This is a genomic window from Arenimonas alkanexedens (assembly GCF_054781355.1).
Genome location: NZ_BAAGUO010000004.1, coordinates 206,525 through 224,387, shown reverse-complemented (window position 1 = coordinate 224,387; position 17,863 = coordinate 206,525). Strand labels below are relative to the sequence as shown.

13 protein-coding genes, 2 pseudogenes and 1 riboswitch are annotated in these 17,863 nt (G+C 66.3%); of the genes and pseudogenes, 8 read left to right on the top strand and 7 right to left on the bottom strand.

Annotated features, from left to right (window positions below; genetic code table 11):
- Positions 1 to 29: 29 nt before the first annotated feature.
- The gene (locus ACYVGY_RS10865; RefSeq protein ID WP_460457509.1) at positions 30 to 608 is read right to left on the bottom strand and encodes an adenylate kinase; all 579 of its coding nucleotides are present in this window, start codon (positions 606 to 608) and stop codon (positions 30 to 32) included.
- 137 nt (positions 609 to 745) lie between these two features.
- Between ACYVGY_RS10865 and ACYVGY_RS10860 the strand changes: the two genes are divergently transcribed.
- Together ACYVGY_RS10860 and ACYVGY_RS10855 are read left to right on the top strand one after the other, a co-directional pair.
- Positions 746 to 1,999 carry a 6-phosphofructokinase gene (locus ACYVGY_RS10860; protein ID WP_460457508.1) on the top strand — a complete coding sequence of 418 codons (1,254 nt, stop codon included), beginning with the start codon at positions 746 to 748 and terminating at the stop codon, positions 1,997 to 1,999.
- A 145-nt stretch (positions 2,000 to 2,144) separates the two neighbouring features.
- On the top strand, positions 2,145 to 4,181 hold the full coding sequence (locus ACYVGY_RS10855; RefSeq protein ID WP_460457507.1) for a sodium-translocating pyrophosphatase: 2,037 nt from the start codon (positions 2,145 to 2,147) through the stop codon (positions 4,179 to 4,181).
- Positions 4,182 to 4,307: 126 nt separating this feature from the next.
- Here ACYVGY_RS10855 and ACYVGY_RS10850 read toward each other — a convergent pair whose 3' ends face one another.
- The gene (locus ACYVGY_RS10850) at positions 4,308 to 4,670 is read right to left on the bottom strand and encodes an Hpt domain-containing protein (protein ID WP_460457506.1); all 363 of its coding nucleotides are present in this window, start codon (positions 4,668 to 4,670) and stop codon (positions 4,308 to 4,310) included.
- A gap of 234 nt (positions 4,671 to 4,904) precedes the next feature.
- Here ACYVGY_RS10850 and ppa point away from each other — a divergent pair, with 234 nt between their 5' ends.
- On the top strand, positions 4,905 to 5,453 hold the full coding sequence (gene ppa / locus ACYVGY_RS10845) for an inorganic diphosphatase (protein WP_460457505.1): 549 nt from the start codon (positions 4,905 to 4,907) through the stop codon (positions 5,451 to 5,453).
- Between the two features lie 117 nt (positions 5,454 to 5,570).
- Here the strand turns inward: ppa and ACYVGY_RS10840 are convergent, their stop codons facing one another.
- On the bottom strand, positions 5,571 to 6,146 hold the full coding sequence (locus ACYVGY_RS10840) for a DUF4136 domain-containing protein (RefSeq protein WP_460457504.1): 576 nt from the start codon (positions 6,144 to 6,146) through the stop codon (positions 5,571 to 5,573).
- 127 nt (positions 6,147 to 6,273) lie between these two features.
- Positions 6,274 to 8,157 carry a phosphomethylpyrimidine synthase ThiC gene (gene thiC, locus ACYVGY_RS10835; protein WP_460457503.1) on the bottom strand — a complete coding sequence of 628 codons (1,884 nt, stop codon included), beginning with the start codon at positions 8,155 to 8,157 and terminating at the stop codon, positions 6,274 to 6,276.
- A gap of 63 nt (positions 8,158 to 8,220) precedes the next feature.
- Positions 8,221 to 8,317, bottom strand: a riboswitch (TPP riboswitch).
- A 116-nt stretch (positions 8,318 to 8,433) separates the two neighbouring features.
- Between thiC and ACYVGY_RS10830 the strand changes: the two are divergent.
- The 5 genes and pseudogenes from ACYVGY_RS10830 to ACYVGY_RS10810 all read left to right on the top strand — a co-directional run.
- Positions 8,434 to 8,583 (top strand): annotated as a pseudogene (locus ACYVGY_RS10830) (transposase); the annotation flags it as partial.
- Entirely contained in the window at positions 8,514 to 9,521 is a 1,008-nt protein-coding gene (locus ACYVGY_RS10825; RefSeq protein WP_460457502.1) for an IS3 family transposase, read from the top strand. The pseudogene ACYVGY_RS10830 and the gene ACYVGY_RS10825, both read left to right, overlap by 70 nt.
- 38 nt (positions 9,522 to 9,559) lie before the next feature.
- A pseudogene (locus ACYVGY_RS10820) lies at positions 9,560 to 9,733 on the top strand (IS21 family transposase); the annotation flags it as partial.
- Positions 9,726 to 10,541, top strand: a complete 816-nt coding sequence (istB, locus tag ACYVGY_RS10815; protein ID WP_460457501.1) for an IS21-like element helper ATPase IstB — start codon at positions 9,726 to 9,728, stop codon at positions 10,539 to 10,541. The pseudogene ACYVGY_RS10820 and the gene istB, both read left to right, overlap by 8 nt.
- A gap of 248 nt (positions 10,542 to 10,789) precedes the next feature.
- Positions 10,790 to 11,113 (top strand): helix-turn-helix domain-containing protein, encoded by a 324-nt coding sequence (locus tag ACYVGY_RS10810; RefSeq protein WP_460457522.1) that lies wholly within the window; start codon positions 10,790 to 10,792, stop codon positions 11,111 to 11,113.
- A 201-nt stretch (positions 11,114 to 11,314) separates the two neighbouring features.
- On the opposite strand, the gene ACYVGY_RS10805 is transcribed toward ACYVGY_RS10810, so the two are convergent.
- From ACYVGY_RS10805 to ACYVGY_RS10795, 3 genes are all read right to left on the bottom strand, one after another.
- A complete protein-coding gene (locus ACYVGY_RS10805; RefSeq protein WP_460457500.1) occupies positions 11,315 to 13,657 on the bottom strand; it encodes a heavy metal translocating P-type ATPase in 2,343 nt (780 codons plus the stop codon).
- A gap of 317 nt (positions 13,658 to 13,974) precedes the next feature.
- Positions 13,975 to 14,712 carry a c-type cytochrome gene (locus tag ACYVGY_RS10800; RefSeq protein ID WP_460457499.1) on the bottom strand — a complete coding sequence of 246 codons (738 nt, stop codon included), beginning with the start codon at positions 14,710 to 14,712 and terminating at the stop codon, positions 13,975 to 13,977.
- A 33-nt stretch (positions 14,713 to 14,745) separates the two neighbouring features.
- A complete protein-coding gene (locus ACYVGY_RS10795; RefSeq protein ID WP_460457498.1) occupies positions 14,746 to 17,862 on the bottom strand; it encodes an efflux RND transporter permease subunit in 3,117 nt (1,038 codons plus the stop codon).
- Between the last annotated feature and the right edge of the window lies 1 nt (position 17,863).

The following is a 17,863-nucleotide window of genomic DNA, read 5'->3' as shown; positions in this document are numbered from 1 at the left end:
ATCGCGCCGCGGCCAGGCCGCGGCCTCGGTCAGCCCAGGTCGGGCGTAGGCGCCAGCACTTCGATGATGCGCTGGAGCACGGCGTCTATTTCACCCACGCCGTCAACGCAGGCCAGGCGGCCGGTGTTGCGGTAGAAGTCGACCACCGGCGCGGTCGCCTCGTTGTAGACGGTCAGGCGATGGCGCACGGCGTCCGGGCTGTCGTCGGCCCGGCTTTCGGCCTGGGCGCGACCGGCGAGACGGTCGATCAGCAGTTCGGTATCCACGTCCAGCTGCACGGCGATGTCCACCGGCTGGCCCAGGCGCGCCAACAGACTGTCCAGGGCATTGGCCTGGGCCAGGTTGCGCGGGTAGCCGTCGAGGATGAAGCCGTTGGCGGTGTCGCCGGCGGTCAGGCGCTCTTCGAGCATGCCCAGCACGATCTCGTCGGAAACCAGCGCACCGGCGTCCATCACGGCCTTGGCCTTCTGCCCCAGGGGCGAACCCGCCTTGACCGCGGCGCGCAGCAGCTCGCCGGTGGAGATATGCGGCACCTGCAGGTGTTCGCGCAGGCGCGAAGCCTGCGTGCCCTTGCCCGAACCGGGCGCGCCGAGGAGAACCAGTCGCATGCTTCAAAACCCCTATAAACAAGGACGCACGGCGCCGTCCTCACCCCGTTTGGCTATAGTGGGGCCGCTGACTGGCCGTGCGAATATGGAAACGCTACTGGCCGGACAGGTCCAAGTCAATTGAAGGCAGGAAAAACATGAGCAAGGGAACGCTCCTCTACGCACAGTCCGGCGGGGTCACCGCCGTCATCAATGCCACCGCCAGCGCGGTCATCCAGGCCGCCCGCGGCCGCAAGGTCAAGGTCCTGGCCGCCCGCAACGGCATCCTGGGCGCCCTGCGCGAGGACCTGGTGGATACCTCCAAGGAATCCCCGGCCGACATCCGGGCCCTGGCCCATACCCCGGGCGGGGCCTTCGGGTCCTGCCGGTTCAAGCTCAAGTCGCTCGAAGAGGACCAGCCCAAGTACCAGCGCCTGCTGGAGGTCTTCGACGCCCACGACGTGCGCTGGTTCCTCTACAACGGCGGCAACGACTCGGCCGATACCGCGCTCAAGCTCTCGCAGATGGCGGCGGTCACCGGCTATCCGCTGACCTGCATCGGCGTGCCCAAGACGGTGGACAACGACCTGGTGGTCACCGACTGCTGCCCGGGCTTCGGCTCGGCGGCCAAATACACCGCCGTCTCCGTGGCCGAGGCCGCGCTGGACGTGGCGGCCATGGCCGACACCTCAACCAAGGTCTTCGTCTATGAAGTGATGGGCCGGCATGCCGGCTGGCTGGCTGCGGCCGCGGGCCTGGCGGCCACTGAAAAGAACGCCGCGCCCCAGGTCATCCTGTTCCCGGAGGTCGCCTACGACGAGGCGAAGTTCCTGGCCCGGGTCCAGGACGTGGTCAAGACGGTCGGCTGGTGCGTGGTGGTCGTGTCCGAGGGCCTGCGCCACGCCGACGGCCGCTTCGTGGCCGATGCCGGCGGCGGCAAGGACGCCTTCGGGCATTCGCAGCTGGGCGGCGTCGGCCCGCTGCTGGCCGCCACGGTCAAGGACAAGCTGGGCCTGAAGGTGCACTGGACCGTGCCCGACTACCTGCAGCGTTCGGCCCGGCACCTGGCTTCGAAGACCGACCTGGAGCACGCCCTCGCGGTGGGCCAGGCCGCAGTGGACTTCGCGCTGGAAGGCCGCAACGGCGTGATGCCGGTGATCGTCCGGACCTCGCAGAAACCCTATCGCTGGAAGATCGAAGCGGCCCCGGTGGCCCGCATCGCCAACCGCGAGAAGACCATGCCCAAGGGCTTCATCGACCGCAGCGGCTATGGCATCACCGCCGCCTGCCGCCAGTACCTCGAGCCGCTGGTGCGCGGCGAGGCGCCGCCGCCCTATCGCAAGGACGGCCTGCCCGACTACGTGCGCCTGAAGCTGGTGCCGGTGCCCAAGAAGCTCCCGGACTGGGAGTAAGCCCCCGGTTTCGGCCCGCCGCCGCGCCCTCTGGGGCTGCCCGGCGGGCCGTGTGGCTTCCCCCTCCCCCCTTTGCCATACTCGGGCGAGGCGGCCGATCGGCCGCTTATGTTTGTTCCGTGTCTGAACTCTGGGGAGGGTTTACATGTTTGAGCAATACGGTTTGCACCTCGCGCTCGCCTGTGCGGCGATCGCCATCCTTTACGGCATCGTGGTCGCGAAATGGATCGTCGGCCAACCGGCCGGCAACGCCAAAATGCAGGAAATCGCGGCGGCCATCCAGGAAGGCGCTGGCGCCTACCTGCGGCGCCAGTACATGACCATCGCCATCGTCGGCGTGGTCCTGTTCCTGCTCATCGGCTTCCTGCCGGTGCTGGGCTGGCCCACGGCCATTGGCTTTGCCATCGGCGCCATCCTGTCCGGCGCGGCCGGCTTCATCGGCATGTTCGTCTCGGTGCGCGCCAACGTGCGCACGGCGCAGGCGGCCACGGTCAGCCTCAACACGGCGCTCAACGTCAGCTTCAAGGGCGGCGCGATCACCGGCATGCTGGTGGTGGGCCTGGGCCTGCTCGGCGTCGCCGGCTACTTCTGGTACATCCTGGGCGGCAGCGGCGTGCAGACCGCCGAAGCGGTGAATGCCGCGCTGCAGCCGATGATCGGCCTGGCGTTTGGCTCCTCGCTGATCTCGATCTTCGCGCGCCTTGGCGGCGGCATCTTCACCAAGGGCGCCGACGTCGGTGCCGACCTGGTGGGCAAGGTCGAAGCCGGCATTCCTGAAGATGACCCGCGCAACCCGGCCGTGATCGCCGACAACGTCGGCGACAACGTCGGCGACTGCGCCGGCATGGCGGCCGACCTGTTCGAAACCTATGCGGTGACCGTGATCGCGGCGATGCTGATCGCCGGCATCTTCTACACCACCTGGGGCTGGGCCGGCGTGCTCTACCCGATGGTGCTGGGCGCGGTGTCGATCCTGGCCTCGATCGTCGGTACCTTCTTCGTGAAGGTGCGCGACGGCGGCAAGATCATGAATGCGCTCTATCGCGGCCTGGGCGTCTCGGGCGCGCTGGCGGCGATAGCTTTCTACTTCGTCACCGACAGCATGTTCGCCGACGGTGCCGGCACGCAGCTGTTCTACTGCGCCCTGATCGGCCTGGCGCTGACCGCGGCCATGGTCGTGATCACCGAGTACTACACCGCGACCGAATACGGCCCGGTGCAGCAGGTGGCCAAGGCTTCGGAAACCGGCCACGGCACCAACGTGATCGCCGGCCTGGCGGTCTCGATGAAGTCGACCGCGGCGCCGGTGCTGGCCGTGGTGGCGGCGATCTGGAGCTGCTACGAGATTGGCGGCCTGTTCGGCATCGCCATCGCGGCCACGTCCATGCTGTCGATGGCGGGCATGGTGGTGGCGCTCGACGCCTACGGCCCGATCACCGACAACGCGGGCGGCATCGCCGAGATGTCGGGCATGGACAAGGACATCCGCAAGACCACGGACGCCCTGGACGCGGTGGGCAACACCACCAAGGCCGTGACCAAGGGTTACGCCATCGGTTCGGCCGGCCTGGCCGCGCTGGTGCTGTTCGCCGACTACGCCCACAAGCTGCAGGAGTCGGGCCGGGAAGTGAACTTCTCGATCGACAACCCGAACGTGGTGATCGGCCTGCTGATCGGCGGCATGATTCCCTACCTGTTCGGCGCCTTCGCCATGCAGGCCGTGGGCCGCGCCGCGGGTGCGGTGGTCGAGGAAGTGCGGCGCCAGTTCCGCGAGATCCCCGGCATCATGGAAGGCACCGGCAAGCCGCAGTACGACAAGGCGGTGGATCTGCTGACCAAGTCGGCGATCCGCGAAATGATCATCCCGTCGATGCTGCCGCTGTTCATCCCGATCCTGGTCGGCCTGTTCCTGGGCGCGGACGCCCTGGGCGGCCTGCTGATGGGCACCATCGTGACCGGCCTGTTCCTGGCCATCTCGATGTGCACCGGCGGCGGCGCCTGGGACAACGCCAAGAAGTACATCGAGGAAGGCCACCACGGCGGCAAGGGCAGCGAGGCCCACAAGGCCGCGGTGACCGGCGACACCGTGGGTGACCCGTACAAGGACACCGCCGGCCCGGCCATCAACCCGCTGATCAAGATCATCAACATCGTGGCCCTGCTGCTGATCCCGATGCTCTGATCCGGGTTCGATAGCCTGAAACGACGAAGCCCCGGGAAACCGGGGCTTCGTCTTTCTGTAGGAGGGCCTTCAGGCCCGAAGCTCTTCGCCAAAAGCTTCGGGCCTGAAGGCCCTCCTACATGAGGGTTAGATCTGGGGGACTTCCTGCAGCAGCAGGATCAGCGCATCGCGCACCGCGCGCCGCAGTTCGTTGAACCGGGCGGTCATGGACGAATCGGCGAGCTGCGCATCGTCCAGACGCTCCAGGCCGTGGCAGACGGCCACCAGCTCGCTGGCGCCCATGGCCAGGGCGGCCGACCGCAGGTAGTGGGCGGCCTTGCCCAGCCCGTCGGCGTCACCGGCCTGGTAGGCCAGCTCCATCCGGCGCACCAGGTCCGGCGCCTCGTGCACGAACATACGCACGAACTCGCTGAACGAACCCGGCCGGTCGCGGTCGAGCATGCGCAGCAGTTCCAGGGCCTTGGGATCGAGCGGGGGCACAGCTGCCATGGCGGGGGTTCCGATGGACCAAACCGCATTCTCGCCGCTGACTCGACCCGTGCCTAGCCCCCGCGCCCAACGCCACCCTGTAGGAGGGCCTTCAGGCCCGAAGCCCTTCGCGAAGAGCTTCGGGCCTGAAGGCCCTCCTACACGGTGCGGGGCTGAGTGCGGGCTCTGGGGCTTTCCCGTATCCTTTGCGCCCCCACTTCACCGCCCTCCCCCGGGCAAAGCAGGAGTTACCCCATGGCCCTTGACCTGGTGCCCACCGGCCGCGACGTGCCGCACGAAATCAACGTCGTCATCGAGATTCCCAAGGACGCCGAACCGGTCAAGTACGAGGTGGACAAGGCGACCGGTGCCATCTTCGTCGACCGCATCCTGTCGACCCCGATGCGCTACCCCTGCAACTACGGCTACGTACCCCACACGCTGTGCGGCGACGGTGACCCGGTGGACGTGCTGGTCATCCTGCCCCTGCCCCTGATCCCCGGCTCGGTGATCCGCTGCCGCCCGGTGGGCATGCTGAAGATGAAGGACGAGGCCGGCGAAGACACCAAGCTGCTGGCGGTGCCGGTGGACAAGGTGTTCGGCGGCTACTCCCACATCCACGACATCGGCCAGGTGAGCCCGCACTGGCTCGAGCGCATCGGCCACTTCTTCGAGCACTACAAAGACCTGGAGAAGGGCAAGTGGGTGAAGCTCGACGGTTGGGAAGGCGCGGATTCGGCGCGCCGGGAAATCATGGATTCGGTGGAGCGGTTTGAGGCTAGTCCTGAGAAGCTGAATTTCTAAGCAAGAGCTTCGGGCCTGAAGGCCCTCCTACATTCCACCCCCTGTAGGAGGGCCTTCAGGCCCGAAAAAAAAGCCGCCCCAAGGGCGGCTTTTTTGCTTTCCGTGCTAGCGAAAAACTCAGCGCGCCCCCGCCCGATGCGGATACTCCGCAAAAATATCGGCAATCGTCGAATCAATCCGCGCCGCGCGTTCCGCCGGCTTCAGGCGGGACATGCGGCCAACGGCCACGCCTTCCCAGACCAGGGCCTTCTCGCGGGCATCAACCAGATCAACGTTCAAGGTGCCTTCGGCGTAGCGATAGACGTCGGTACGGTTGGTCCAGTACGGCACCGCCACGTAGGAACGGGCCCGGTAGCTGTAATACAGCGCGGTTTCCATCTGCGGCGTGTTGTAGACGTCGGTGCGCTCGTCAACGTAGGCGTTGATGTTGACCTGCAGGTCCGGTGACGCCTCGTCGTAGACGTAGCCGCGGGATTCGAGCTCACGGCGTACGGCCGCCTTCATGCGGCTGCTGGACGGGGTGGAATAACCCTCGGTCTCCACCGCCAGCGGGCTGAAGAAGGCGAAGCTGCGATAACGGTTGAAGTCGGCCGACGGGTCGGCGTCGGTGCTGATGCGCGGGCCCGTTGCACAACTGGCCAGCAGGATCATGGAAAGCAGGGCCAGAGCCTGCCAAAGGCGTGAGACGGACATGACGCACCTCCCGGTTGGATGCTCGCAACCTAGCATGCGGCCGGTGGTCGGGGCATGAATCGCGGCTGAGCCGAACCCGGAACCGCCGGCCGCCGGCGGGCGGCGGCCGACGAGTGGTGCAACGGTTTCAGTCCCGGCGGTAGAGCTGGGCGCCCTGGGCCCGGAACTCGTCCGCTTTCTCGGCCATGCCCTTTTCCAGCGCCTCGGCCTCGTCCTTCACGCCCTGGGCGGCCGCGTACTCGCGCACGTCCTGGGTGATCTTCATCGAGCAGAAGTGCGGGCCGCACATCGAACAGAAGTGGGCGACCTTGTGGGCGTCCTTGGGCAGGGTTTCGTCGTGGTACTCGCGGGCGCGCTCCGGGTCCAGGCCGAGGTTGAACTGGTCCTCCCAGCGGAACTCGAAGCGGGCCTTGCTCAGCGCGTTGTCGCGGGCCTGCGCGCCCGGGTGGCCCTTGGCGAGATCGGCCGCATGGGCGGCGATGCGGTAGGCCATCAGACCTTCGCGCACGTCGTTCTTGTCCGGCAGGCCCAGGTGTTCCTTCGGGGTCACATAGCAAAGCATCGCCGTGCCGAACCAGCCGATCATGGCCGCACCGATAGCGGACGTGATGTGGTCGTAGCCCGGGGCGATGTCGGTGGTCAGCGGACCCAGGGTGTAGAACGGCGCCTCGCCGCAGACGGCGAGCTGCTTGTCCATGTTTTCCTTGATCAGGTGCATGGGCACGTGGCCCGGGCCCTCGATCATGGTCTGCACGTCGTGCTTCCAGGCGATCTTGGTCAGCTCGCCCAGGGTCTCGAGTTCACCGAACTGCGCGGCGTCGTTGGCGTCGGCAATCGAGCCCGGGCGCAGGCCATCGCCCAGCGAGAAGGTCACGTCGTAGGCCTTCATGATTTCGCAGATTTCCTCGAAGTGCGTGTAGAGGAAATTCTCCTTGTGGTGGGCCAGGCACCACTTCGCCAGGATGCTGCCGCCGCGGCTGACGATGCCGGTGACGCGTTTGGCGGTCAGGGGCACGTAGCGCAGCAGCACGCCGGCGTGGATGGTGAAGTAGTCCACGCCCTGCTCGGCCTGTTCGATCAGGGTGTCGCGGAAGATGTCCCAGGTGAGGTCCTCGGCTTTGCCGTCGACTTTCTCCAGCGCCTGGTAGATCGGCACGGTGCCGATCGGGACCGGCGAATTGCGCAGGATCCACTCGCGTGTTTCGTGGATGTTCTTGCCGGTGGACAGGTCCATCACCGTGTCGGCGCCCCAGCGGATCGACCAGACCAGCTTTTCCACTTCCTCGGCGATACCCGACGAGACGGCGCTGTTGCCGATGTTCGCGTTCACCTTGGTCAGGAAGTTGCGGCCGATGATCATCGGCTCGAGTTCCGGGTGGTTGATGTTGGCCGGGATCACCGCGCGGCCGCGGGCCACCTCGTCGCGCACGAACTCGGGCGTGATGAACTTCTGGATGCTGGCGCCGAAGGCCTCGCCCGGATGCTGGCGCAGCAGGTGGGCTTCCTTGATGGCATCAATGCGCTGGTTCTCGCGGATGGCGATGAACTCCATCTCCGGCGTGATGATGCCGCGGCGGGCGTAGTGCATCTGGCTCACGTTGGCACCGGCGTTGGCACGGTGCGGCGGCCGCAGCGCCGGGAAGCGCACGCTGTCGAGCTTGGCGTCGGCGGCGCGGCCGCGGCCGAACTCCGAGCTCAGGCCCGGCAGCGGCGAGGAGTCACCGCGCTCGGCGATCCATGGCGCCCGCAGCGGGGCCAGGCCGGCGCCCAGATCGATATTGGCGTCCGGGTCGCTATAGGGGCCGGACATGTCATAGACGGTGAAGGGCGCATTCGGCTCCTGGATGCCGTAAATGCGCGGCGTCGGGTCCAGCGCGATCTCGCGCATCGGCACCCGGATATCCGGGCGCGAGCCCTCGACGTAGATCTTGCGCGAACCCGCCAGCGGGCGCGTCACGGACTCGGACAGCTGCTGGGCCTGGCGCAGCAGTTCGGTGGGCAGGGCATTCATGCGATTCGTCCTCTTGGGCCCCGGACGGGGCGGAACGAAGCGGCGGCGCCGGGGCGCGGGCAGGGCCAGCACCACGAAGCTCCCTACGCCGGTGCGAGCCGGATCAGGTTCGAAGGGTAATTCTCAGCCCGCTGACGCCTGGGCACCCCCGCTTCTGCCCGGCATTGTTCCACGTGGCCGGCCGGAGAGCCAGCGCCGGCCCAGCGGGTAATCCCCCCGTAAATTGGCAGAAGTCAAAAGTGGAATTTTCTCGTAACCTTTCCCGAGGAGATTTCCATGAAAAAGTCCCGATTCACCGACAGCCAGATCCTGGCCGTGCTCAAGCAGGCCGAGGCCGGCACCCCAGTCCCAAACCTGTGCCGCGAGCACGGCATCAGCTCGGCGACCTTCTACAAGTGGCGCCGCAAGTACGGCGGCATGGATGCGTCGATGATGTCCCAGCTCAAGGAGCTGCAGGACGAGAACCGGCGGCTCAAGAAAATTTACGCCGACTCCCAGCTCAGCGCAGAACTGCTGAAGGAAGCCCTCGCAAAAAAATGGTGAGGCCATCTCAGCGGCGCGAGATGGCCAAAAAGGCAGTGGCAGACCGGCGCGTCAGCATTCGGCATGCGTGCGAGACGTTTGGTCTCAGCCAGACCTGCTATCGCTACCAGGCCAAGCTGTCGGACGAGAACGCAGTCATCGCCAACTGGTTGGTGCGTCTGACGCACAACCAGCGCAACTGGGGATTTGGCCTTTGCTTCCTGCACCTGCGCAACGTAAAGCACCAGCCTTGGAACCATAAGCGCGTTTACCGGACATACCGCGAGCTCGAGCTGAACCTGCGGATCAAGCCGAAAATCCGCATCGTGCGGGAGAAGCCGCAACCGCTTGCGGTGCCAGACACCATCAACCGGAGCTGGTCCATGGATTTCATGCACGATCAGCTCAGTGACGGCCGCAGCATCCGGCTGTTCAACGTCCTGGATGACTTCAATCGCCAAGGACTGGGTATCGAGGTCGATCAGTCGCTACCGGCCGCGCGTGTGATCCGCTCGCTCGACAACATCATCGAGTGGCGCGGAAAGCCAGCCTCCATTCGCTGCGACAACGGGCCGGAGTACATCAGCGGCGCGCTGCTGGCGTGGGCCGAGGGACACGGTATCCGGATCGAACACATCCAGCCAGGCAAGCCGCAACAAAACGCATACGTCGAAAGCTACAACCGCACCGTGCGCTACGACTGGCTGGGGCAGACCCTGTTCGAATCCGTCGAAGAAGTGCAGGAATCAGCCACCCGCTGGCTCTGGACGTACAACCACGAACGCCCCAACATGGGCCTCGGCGGAATCACGCCGATGCAAAAACTGGCACAAGCTGCTTAGCTCCACTTTTGGTGTCAGCTAAAAATGGGGGGATTACCGAACTGGCGCTGGAATCGGGCCGGCCCAGCGCCGAGCATGTGCTGAACCTGCTGGCGCGGCTGCACGAGGGGCCGCCACCGGACCAGGTCGAGACGGCCCTGACCGTGACCACGGCACCGCTGGCCGACACGGCCCGCTACGACCGCCTGCGGCAGGAGGTGACCCATGACTGAGCTGATCGCTGCCTTCAAAGCGCTGCGTTTGCACGGCATGGCCGGCGGCTACGCCGAACTGGTGAGCAACGGCGGCCCCGAGGTCGCGTCCGCCGACTGGATCGTGCGGCACCTGCTGGACGCCGAGACCACCGACCGGGCCCTGCGTTCGGTGCGCTATCAGATGCACGCAGCGCGGTTCCCACTGCACCGCGACCTGGCGGGCTTTGAGTTTGACCAGTCCAAGGTCGACCGGCGCCAGATCGAGCAGTTTGCGACGCTGGCCTTTACCGAGCGGGCCGAGAACATCGTGCTGATCGGCGGCACCGGCACGGGAAAGACGCACCTGGCCACGGCGCTGGGCGTGGAGGCGGTGGGCCGCCACGGCAAGCGCGTGAGGTTCTTCAGCACGATCGAACTGGTGAACGCGCTGGAGCAAGAGAAGGCGGCCGGCAAGGCCGGCCGCCTGGCCAACCAGCTGCTGAACCTGGACCTGGTGATCCTGGACGAACTGGGCTATTTGCCCTTCAGCCAGGCCGGCGGGGCGCTGCTGTTCCATCTGCTGTCCAAGCTCTACGAACACACCAGCGTGCTCATCACCACCAACCTGCTGTTCGCCGAGTGGGCCAACGTATTCATCGACGCGAAGATGACGACGGCGCTGCTGGATAGGCTGACCCACCACTGCCACATCGTCGAGACGGGCAACGATTCTTACCGTTTCCGGCACAGCAGCCGGACAGCCAAGACCAAAATCCAGGCCCGGGAGCAGGCCCGGGCGCAACAGGCGAAGGAGGATGCGAAACCGGCTACCGAAACCGGCGGCTGACGCTACACTGCGAACAACCCCGGGGCTGGAATCCCCCGGTCCATGCCCTGGTCAATTTTGAACGCGCAGGGCTGGTCAATTTTGGTCGCGCATCAACACTCCAATGTCTAGATCTTCCAGTCGATGGGCGCGGGAGGGGGACATGGCCGGCCAAAGGGGTAGGGGAGGGGTAGTCTAAGGAATTCTTAGTATCCAGGCAGGTTAGGAGCTAACACCCTCTAGAGCACCGCGCCTTCTTGGGTCTGCTCGTGCCGCCCTCCAAAGCCTCGCCACCCCGAAATCCAGTGCCTCAAAGGCTCTCGGACGCCCGAACCGAGGCCAGCCTGTCGCAAAAAGCGCTCGGTATCTTGGCGGGCCTGGATCCCTCCGTGGCGAGCCCGCGCATCAATCAGTACGAGCGGGGCGTGCACAGTCCATCGTTTCCCATTCTGGTCGCCCTTGCTCGCGTCCTGAAGGTCCCGGTCGCGTACTTCTACTGCCAAGACGAGGATTCAGCAGCGATGCTGCTGGCCTACAGTCAGGCGTCCTGGTCCGTCCAAAGCAAGGTAAGAAAGGCGTTGGGCCTTAAGTAAGCCGGGGTCGAGTCCCTGCAAGCAAGGGACGATTCACGTCGGCCAATGTAGCTCGGCGGTGTCGCACTCCCTTGGCTGATTAGGGCAGCTTATCGGGGCTACCGAGTCGTGACGTTCGCCCGTCCCGGCGCCGGCAGCGGCCTGCTTACGTCGCTGCCGGGCATATCGAAGTGTTCCGTCATAGCGACTGCCCGAGGTGGGTTACACCTTGGACGTGCGCAACCGGAGCGCATTGATGACGACCGATACCGAGCTAAGACTCATCGCCAGCGCCGCAATCATCGGGCTGAGCAGCAATCCGGACACCGGGTACAGCACGCCCGCGGCGATCGGCACGCCCAGCCCGTTGTAGAGGAAGGCGAACCCGAGGTTCTGCTTCATGTTTGCCACCGTCGACTGAGATATCTGCCGTGCGCGCACGATGCCGCGCAGGTCGCCCTTCACCAGCGTTACCTGGCCGCTGGACATCGCCACGTCCGTGCCGGTGCCCATGGCAATGCCGACATCGGCAAGCGCCAGCGCCGGCGCATCATTGATGCCGTCCCCGGCCATCGCCACGCGACGTCCCTGGGCCTGCAGCTTCGCCACCAGGTCGACCTTGTCCTGCGGCCGCACTTCGCCGTGCACCTCGGTGATGCCCAGCGTCTTGGCTACGGCCTGTGCCGTGGTTTCCCCGTCGCCAGTGGCCATGATCAGGCGCAATCCGGCCGCTCGGAGTTGATCGAGCGCTTCCGGGGTTGATGCCTTGATCCGGTCAGCCACCGCCAGAAGCCCGGCGGCCCGGCCATCGACAGCCAGGAACATCACGCTGGCGCCTTCGGCCCGAAGCCGCTCGGCATCCGACTTGAGGCCCGCCACGTCGACACCTTCTTCGGCCATCAGGGCGCCGTTGCCCAAGGCGAGCGCCTGGCCATCCACGCGGCCGCGCACGCCGATGCCGCTCGCTGACTCGAAGGCTTCCGGAGTCGACAGCGCGAGTTCCGAATCCCGGGCCTGGGCCACGATGGCGGCCGCCAGCGGATGCTCGCTGCCCTGGTCGAGGCTGGCGGCCAGGCGCAGCACTTGTTTTGCATCGAAGGGCGGCGACGCCACGGTGTCGCGGTAGCTGGGGCGGCCCTCCGTAAGCGTTCCGGTCTTGTCGACGATCAGCGTATCGATCTTGCGCAGGTTCTCGATCGCCTCGGCATCACGGAACAGCACGCCCACGCTGGCGGCGCGACCGGTGGCGACCATGATCGACATCGGCGTGGCCAGGCCCAGCGCGCAGGGGCAGGCGATGATCAGTACCGATACGGCGTTGAGCACACCGAACACCCAGGACGGTTCGGGGCCGAACAGGCCCCAGACCAGGAACGTGGCCAGGGCAGTCGTCAGCACGGCAAGAACGAACCAGAACGACACGGTGTCGGCCATGCGCTGCATCGGCGCCCGGGACCGCTGGGCCGTTGCGACCAACTGCACGATCTGGCTCAGCACGGTGTCGGCGCCGACCTTGTCGGCCACGATCACCAGGCTTCCCGACGCGTTCTGCGTGGCGCCGATCACGCGGTCGCCCGGCTTCTTGGCCACCGGCATGGGTTCACCCGTGAGCATGGACTCGTCCACGCTGGAGGTGCCCGACACGACTTCGCCATCGGTCGGCACGCTCTCGCCGGGGCGCACGCGCAGGCGATCGCCCACGTGCACATGGGTCAGCGGGATGTCTTCTTCGCTTTCATCGGCGTTGATGCGGCGGGCCGTCTTGGGCGCAAGCCGCAGCAGCGCCTTGATGGCGGCCGAAGTCTGCGAACGCGCCTTGAGTTCGAGCAGCTGGCCCAGCAGGGTCAGGGAAACGATCACCGCCGCCGCCTCGAAGTACACGCCCACCCGGCCGTGTTCCTGGAACGACGCCGGGAACCATCCCGGCGCCAGCGTCGCCGCCAGGCTGTAGCCGAAAGCGGCAGCCACGCCGGTGCCGATCAGGGTCCACATGTTCAGGTGGCCGGTCCGCAGCGAGGCCAAGCCCCGCACGAAGAATGGCCAGCCGGCCCACAGCACCACCGGGGCCGAAAGCACCAGCTCGATCCACGTGCGCGTTGAATTCTCCAGCCAATCCCAACGGTGCCCGACCATCGCCAGCACCAGCACGATCGCCGTCAAGGGCAGGGTGGTCCAGAACCGGCGCGTGAAATCCGCCAGTTCGGGGTTGTCCTCATCGTCCAGCGAGGGCTGCATCGGCTCGAGTGCCATGCCGCAGATGGGGCAGGCGCCGGGCTCGTCCCGGACGATCTCCGGATGCATCGGGCAGGTGTACTTGATGCCCGCTGCGACAGGGGCCGCCGCGGGCGGCGCGGCGCCTGTTGCGGCGTTTGGCAAGGTGCCCGCCAGATAGCGCGCGGGCTCGGCCAGGAACTTCTCGCGGCATCGTTCAGAGCAGAACGGGTAGCGGATGCCGTCGTGCATCACGAACAGCGGGCCGGAGACCGCCATGCCGCAAACCGGGTCGCGGGGCTGGTCTGTCGATGCCGCCGGGGAAACCGGCGGGTGGCTGTGGTGCTGGCTCATGGCAATGACTCCGGGTCAGTGATGGTGCGGACTGAACGGCATGGAGCGGCCATGCCTGACCGGTAAGGGCCTTTCGGTGGCCTCAACGGGAGGGCGAGCCTCAGTGGTGACCGTCGGGCGTTTTCGTGCGCGAAGACCAATGAATGTGCACGATCTTCCAACCCGCGTCTGTGCGCTGACCAGCATGGTTTCGGTGCTGAGCATCGTGACGGGTTTGCCATCCTTGTTCAGGTGCAGTTCGCTCTCGCTGGCGACCCACGCCAGTTCGCCGCTGGCCTTCGCCGTCCGGCGCATCAATCGCCAGAGCATTGTCGGGTTCAGTGTCCGTGGTGCTCGTCCGCGGATTCAGTGGCAGGCGCATGCTCGTGGGGTGCGGTCCCGGAATCGTCATGGGCTTCTGGCGCCGGTGTTGGCGCGCCATGGTCGTGCGGTGGCGACCCGGCGTCGTCATGGGGCGCGACGTCGACCCCACCATGGTGGTCGCTGGTCATGGTCGGCATGCCCGGCATCTTTTCGTCATGCGGCATGCTCTCGCCGCCGCCGTGCGAGTGTCCGTCGCTGCTGGCCACCAGATCCTGGTACTGCGCTGGGCTCATGACCGGGGCCTGCTGCAGGAAGGCAACCATGTTCCAGATGTACTCATCGGACATGCTCCGACCCCAGGCCGGCATGCCCGAAGCCTTGATGCCGTGCTTGATTACCCAGAAGGCGCGTGCCGGATCGGGCGCGCCGAGCCTGGTCAGCGCGGGTGGCAGCGGATAAAGACCCTGGCTCAGTTCGGTCGGCGCCATGCCCGGCGCCAGGTGGCAGGTGGTGCACATGGCCGCATAGTTTCCGGCGCCCGAACGTATCTGTTCCTGGCTCCCCAGTGTGGGGACGACGATGTCGCGCGATCGCACCGCAATGGCACGGTCTCGAGCGGTTTCAATCAACCTGAAAACGGGCGTTGAATGCGGTTCATCCGCTCCGGGATGGACGGCGCCAAAGTAGACGCCACCGGCCACCGCTGCCGCCCCCAGGCCCAGAATGACCAAAGCACTTTTCATGAATCCCATGGTTTCTGCTTCCTCGTGTCTGTTGCTTGCGAGCTAGGTCCGCGACAATTCCCGCTTCTTTATCAAGGCATAGATAGCAGGTATCACCGCCAGGGTCAGGATGGTCGAAGACACCATGCCGCCTACCATGGGCGCTGCGATGCGTCGCATCACCTCCGAGCCGGTGCCGGTGCTCCACATGATCGGCAGCAGGCCGGCCATGATCGCGACCACGGTCATCATCTTCGGTCGCACGCGCTCTACCGCACCCTCGACTATGGCGTCGGTCAAGTCGGCAAGGGTGAGATCCTCGCCGCGCGCCTGGCGCGCCAGCGCCCGCGTCTTCAGCGCGTGGTCGAGGTAGATCAGCATCACCACGCCGGTTTCGGCCGCCACGCCAGCCAGTGCAATGAAGCCTACCGCAACCGCGACGCTGAGGTTGTAGTCCAGCGCCCACATCAGCCAGACGCCGCCTACCAGCGCGAAGGGCACGGACAGCATGACGATCAGCGACTCGGTGACGCGGCGGAAGTTCAGGTACAGCAGCATGAAGATGATCGCCAGCGTCATCGGCACCACGACCTTCATCTTGGCGATGGCGCGCTGCATGTACTCGTACTGGCCGCTCCAGGTGGCGTAGTAGCCGGGCGGGAAGGTCACGTCGCGGGCGACGGCTTCCTTTGCGGCGCGCACATAGGCGCCCAAGTCTGTGTCGCGTGTGTCGACATAGATATAGGCCGAGAGCAGGGCGTTCTCGGTGCGTATCGAGGGTGCGCCCTTGCGAATGCTCAGTTCGGCCAGCTCGCCCAGCGGCACCTGCGCGCCGTCCATGGTCGGCACCAGCACGTTCCGAGCGATTGCCTCGGGGCTGTCGCGCAATTCGCGCGGGTAGCGCACGATCACGCCGAAGCGTTCGCGCCCTTCTACCGTCGTAGTGATCATCTCACCGCCCAAGGCCGCCGCGATCACGTCCTGCACGTCGCCCAGCGTCAGGTTGTAGCGGGCCAGCTGGTCGAGCCGGGGCTCGATGTCGAGGTAGAGGCCGCCGGTGAGGCGTTCGGCGTAGGCACTGGTGGTGCCCGGGACGGTGCGCACCGCGGCCTCGATCTGCCGGGCCACGCGCTCCATTTCATCCAGGTCGGTGCCGAACACCTTGATGCCGATCGGCGTGCGGATGCCGGTGGCCAGCATGTCGGTGCGCGCTTTGATCGGCATGGTCCAGGAGTTCGCCACGCCCGGGAACTGCAGCGCCTGGTCCATCTCGGCGATGAGTTTGTCCACGGTCATCCCGTCGCGCCACTGGTCCTCGGGCTTGAGGTTGATGACGGTCTCGAACATCTCCAACGGCGCCGGGTCGGTCGCAGTCAGCGCGCGGCCGGCCTTGCCGAACACCGATTCGACCTCGGGAAAGGTCTTGATGATCCGGTCCTGCTGCTGCAGCAGTTCGGCCGCCTTGGTCACGGACATCCCCGGCAGCGACGAGGGCATGTAAAGCAGGGTGCCCTCGTTGAGCGTGGGCATGAACTCGCTGCCCAGCCGGCTGGCAGGCCAGGCCGTGACCAGCAGCACGAGGGCGGCCGCCACCAGCGTCGCTGGCTTGTGCCGGAGGACCACGGTGATCACCGGCCGGTACAGGGCGATCAGGATCCGGTTCACCGGGTTCCTGGCCTCGGGCAGGATCTTGCCGCGCACGAACAACAGCATCAGCACCGGCACCAGGGTCACCGACAGCAGGGCGCCGCCGGCCATGGCGAAAGTCTTGGTGAAGGCCAGGGGATGGAACAGCCGGCCCTCCTGGGCCTCGAGCGCGAACACCGGCAGGAACGACACCGTGATGATCAACAGACTGAAGAACAGCGCCGGACCGACCTCGCGGCAGGCATTGATGATCAGTTGCACCCGGGGCGTGCTGCCGTCGTCTCGCTCGATGTGCTTGTGTGCGTTCTCGATCATCACGATGGCCGCGTCCACCATGGCGCCGATGGCGATGGCGATGCCGCCCAGGCTCATGATGTTGGAGTTCATGCCCAGCAGGTGCATGGCCAAGAAGGCGATCAGCACGCCGACCGGCAGCATCACGATCGCCACCAGCGCGCTGCGGGCGTGGAACAGGAACACGAAGCAGACCAGGGCGACGATCAGGGCTTCTTCGATCAGGGTCCAGCGAAGGGTCGCGATGGCGCGGTGGATCAGGTCGGAGCGGTCGTACACGGCGCGGATCGACACGCCCTCGGGCATGCCGGGCCCTATCTCGGCGATCTTCTGTTTCAGTCCGTCGATCACCGACAGGGCGTTCTCGCCGTAGCGCGCCACCGCGATGCCGGCAACTACTTCGCCTTCGCCATTGAGTTCGGCCACGCCGCGGCGCTCGTCGGGCACCAGTTCTACCCTGGCCAGATCGCCGATGCGCACCGGCGTGCCGTCGTCGGCCTTGAGCACCAGGCGCTCGATGTCTTCGATGCCGCGCAGGTAGCCACGGCCCCGGATCATGTACTCGGTCTCGGCCATTTCCAACACGCGACCGCCGACGTCACGGTTGCTGGCGGCAATGACTTCCGAGAGGCGCGACAGCGGCACGCCGTACTGGCGCAGGCGCCCCGGGTCGACGGTGACTGAATACTGGCGAACGAAGCCTCCGACGCTGGCGACCTCGGCCACGCCCGGCGCCGTGATCAGTTGGTAGCGCACGTACCAGTCCTGGATGGCCCGCAGCTGGTCGAGTGACCACTGCTCGCCCTCGAGCACGTACTGGTAGACCCAGCCCACGCCAGTCGCATCCGGGCCCAGGGTGGGCGTCACGCCTTCAGGAAACTGCTTGGACGCGACGTTCAGGTACTCGAGCACGCGCGAGCGGGCCCAGTAGATGTCGGTGCCGTCTTCGAAGATCACGTAGACGAACGACGCGCCGAAGAACGAGAAGCCGCGCACGACCTTCGACTTGGGGACCGCCAGCATGGCCGTGGTCAGCGGGTAGGTGACCTGGTCCTCGACGACCTGCGGCGCCTGGCCCGGGACTTCGGTGAACACGATGACCTGCACGTCCGAGAGGTCGGGCAGGGCGTCGAGCGGGGTGCGGGCCACGGCCCAGAGGCCGGCCGCCGTGACGGCCAGGCTCAGCACCAGCACCAGGAAGACGTTGCGGACCGACCATTCGATCAGGCGGGCAAGCATG

Excerpts from the sequence above, each read along its gene's own strand:
- ACYVGY_RS10865 (WP_460457509.1), bottom strand. The coding sequence starts at position 608 with ATGCGACTGGTTCTCCTCGGCGCGCCCGGTTCGGGCAAGGGCACGCAG.
- ACYVGY_RS10860 (WP_460457508.1), top strand. The coding sequence starts at position 746 with ATGAGCAAGGGAACGCTCCTCTACGCACAGTCCGGCGGGGTCACCGCC.
- ACYVGY_RS10855 (WP_460457507.1), top strand. The coding sequence starts at position 2,145 with ATGTTTGAGCAATACGGTTTGCACCTCGCGCTCGCCTGTGCGGCGATC.
- ACYVGY_RS10850 (WP_460457506.1), bottom strand. The coding sequence starts at position 4,670 with ATGGCAGCTGTGCCCCCGCTCGATCCCAAGGCCCTGGAACTGCTGCGC.
- ppa (WP_460457505.1), top strand. The coding sequence starts at position 4,905 with ATGGCCCTTGACCTGGTGCCCACCGGCCGCGACGTGCCGCACGAAATC.
- ACYVGY_RS10840 (WP_460457504.1), bottom strand. The coding sequence starts at position 6,146 with ATGTCCGTCTCACGCCTTTGGCAGGCTCTGGCCCTGCTTTCCATGATC.
- thiC (WP_460457503.1), bottom strand. The coding sequence starts at position 8,157 with ATGAATGCCCTGCCCACCGAACTGCTGCGCCAGGCCCAGCAGCTGTCC.
- istB (WP_460457501.1), top strand. The coding sequence starts at position 9,726 with ATGACTGAGCTGATCGCTGCCTTCAAAGCGCTGCGTTTGCACGGCATG.
- ACYVGY_RS10805 (WP_460457500.1), bottom strand. The coding sequence starts at position 13,657 with ATGAGCCAGCACCACAGCCACCCGCCGGTTTCCCCGGCGGCATCGACA.
- ACYVGY_RS10800 (WP_460457499.1), bottom strand. The coding sequence starts at position 14,712 with ATGGGATTCATGAAAAGTGCTTTGGTCATTCTGGGCCTGGGGGCGGCA.
- ACYVGY_RS10795 (WP_460457498.1), bottom strand. The coding sequence starts at position 17,862 with ATGCTTGCCCGCCTGATCGAATGGTCGGTCCGCAACGTCTTCCTGGTG.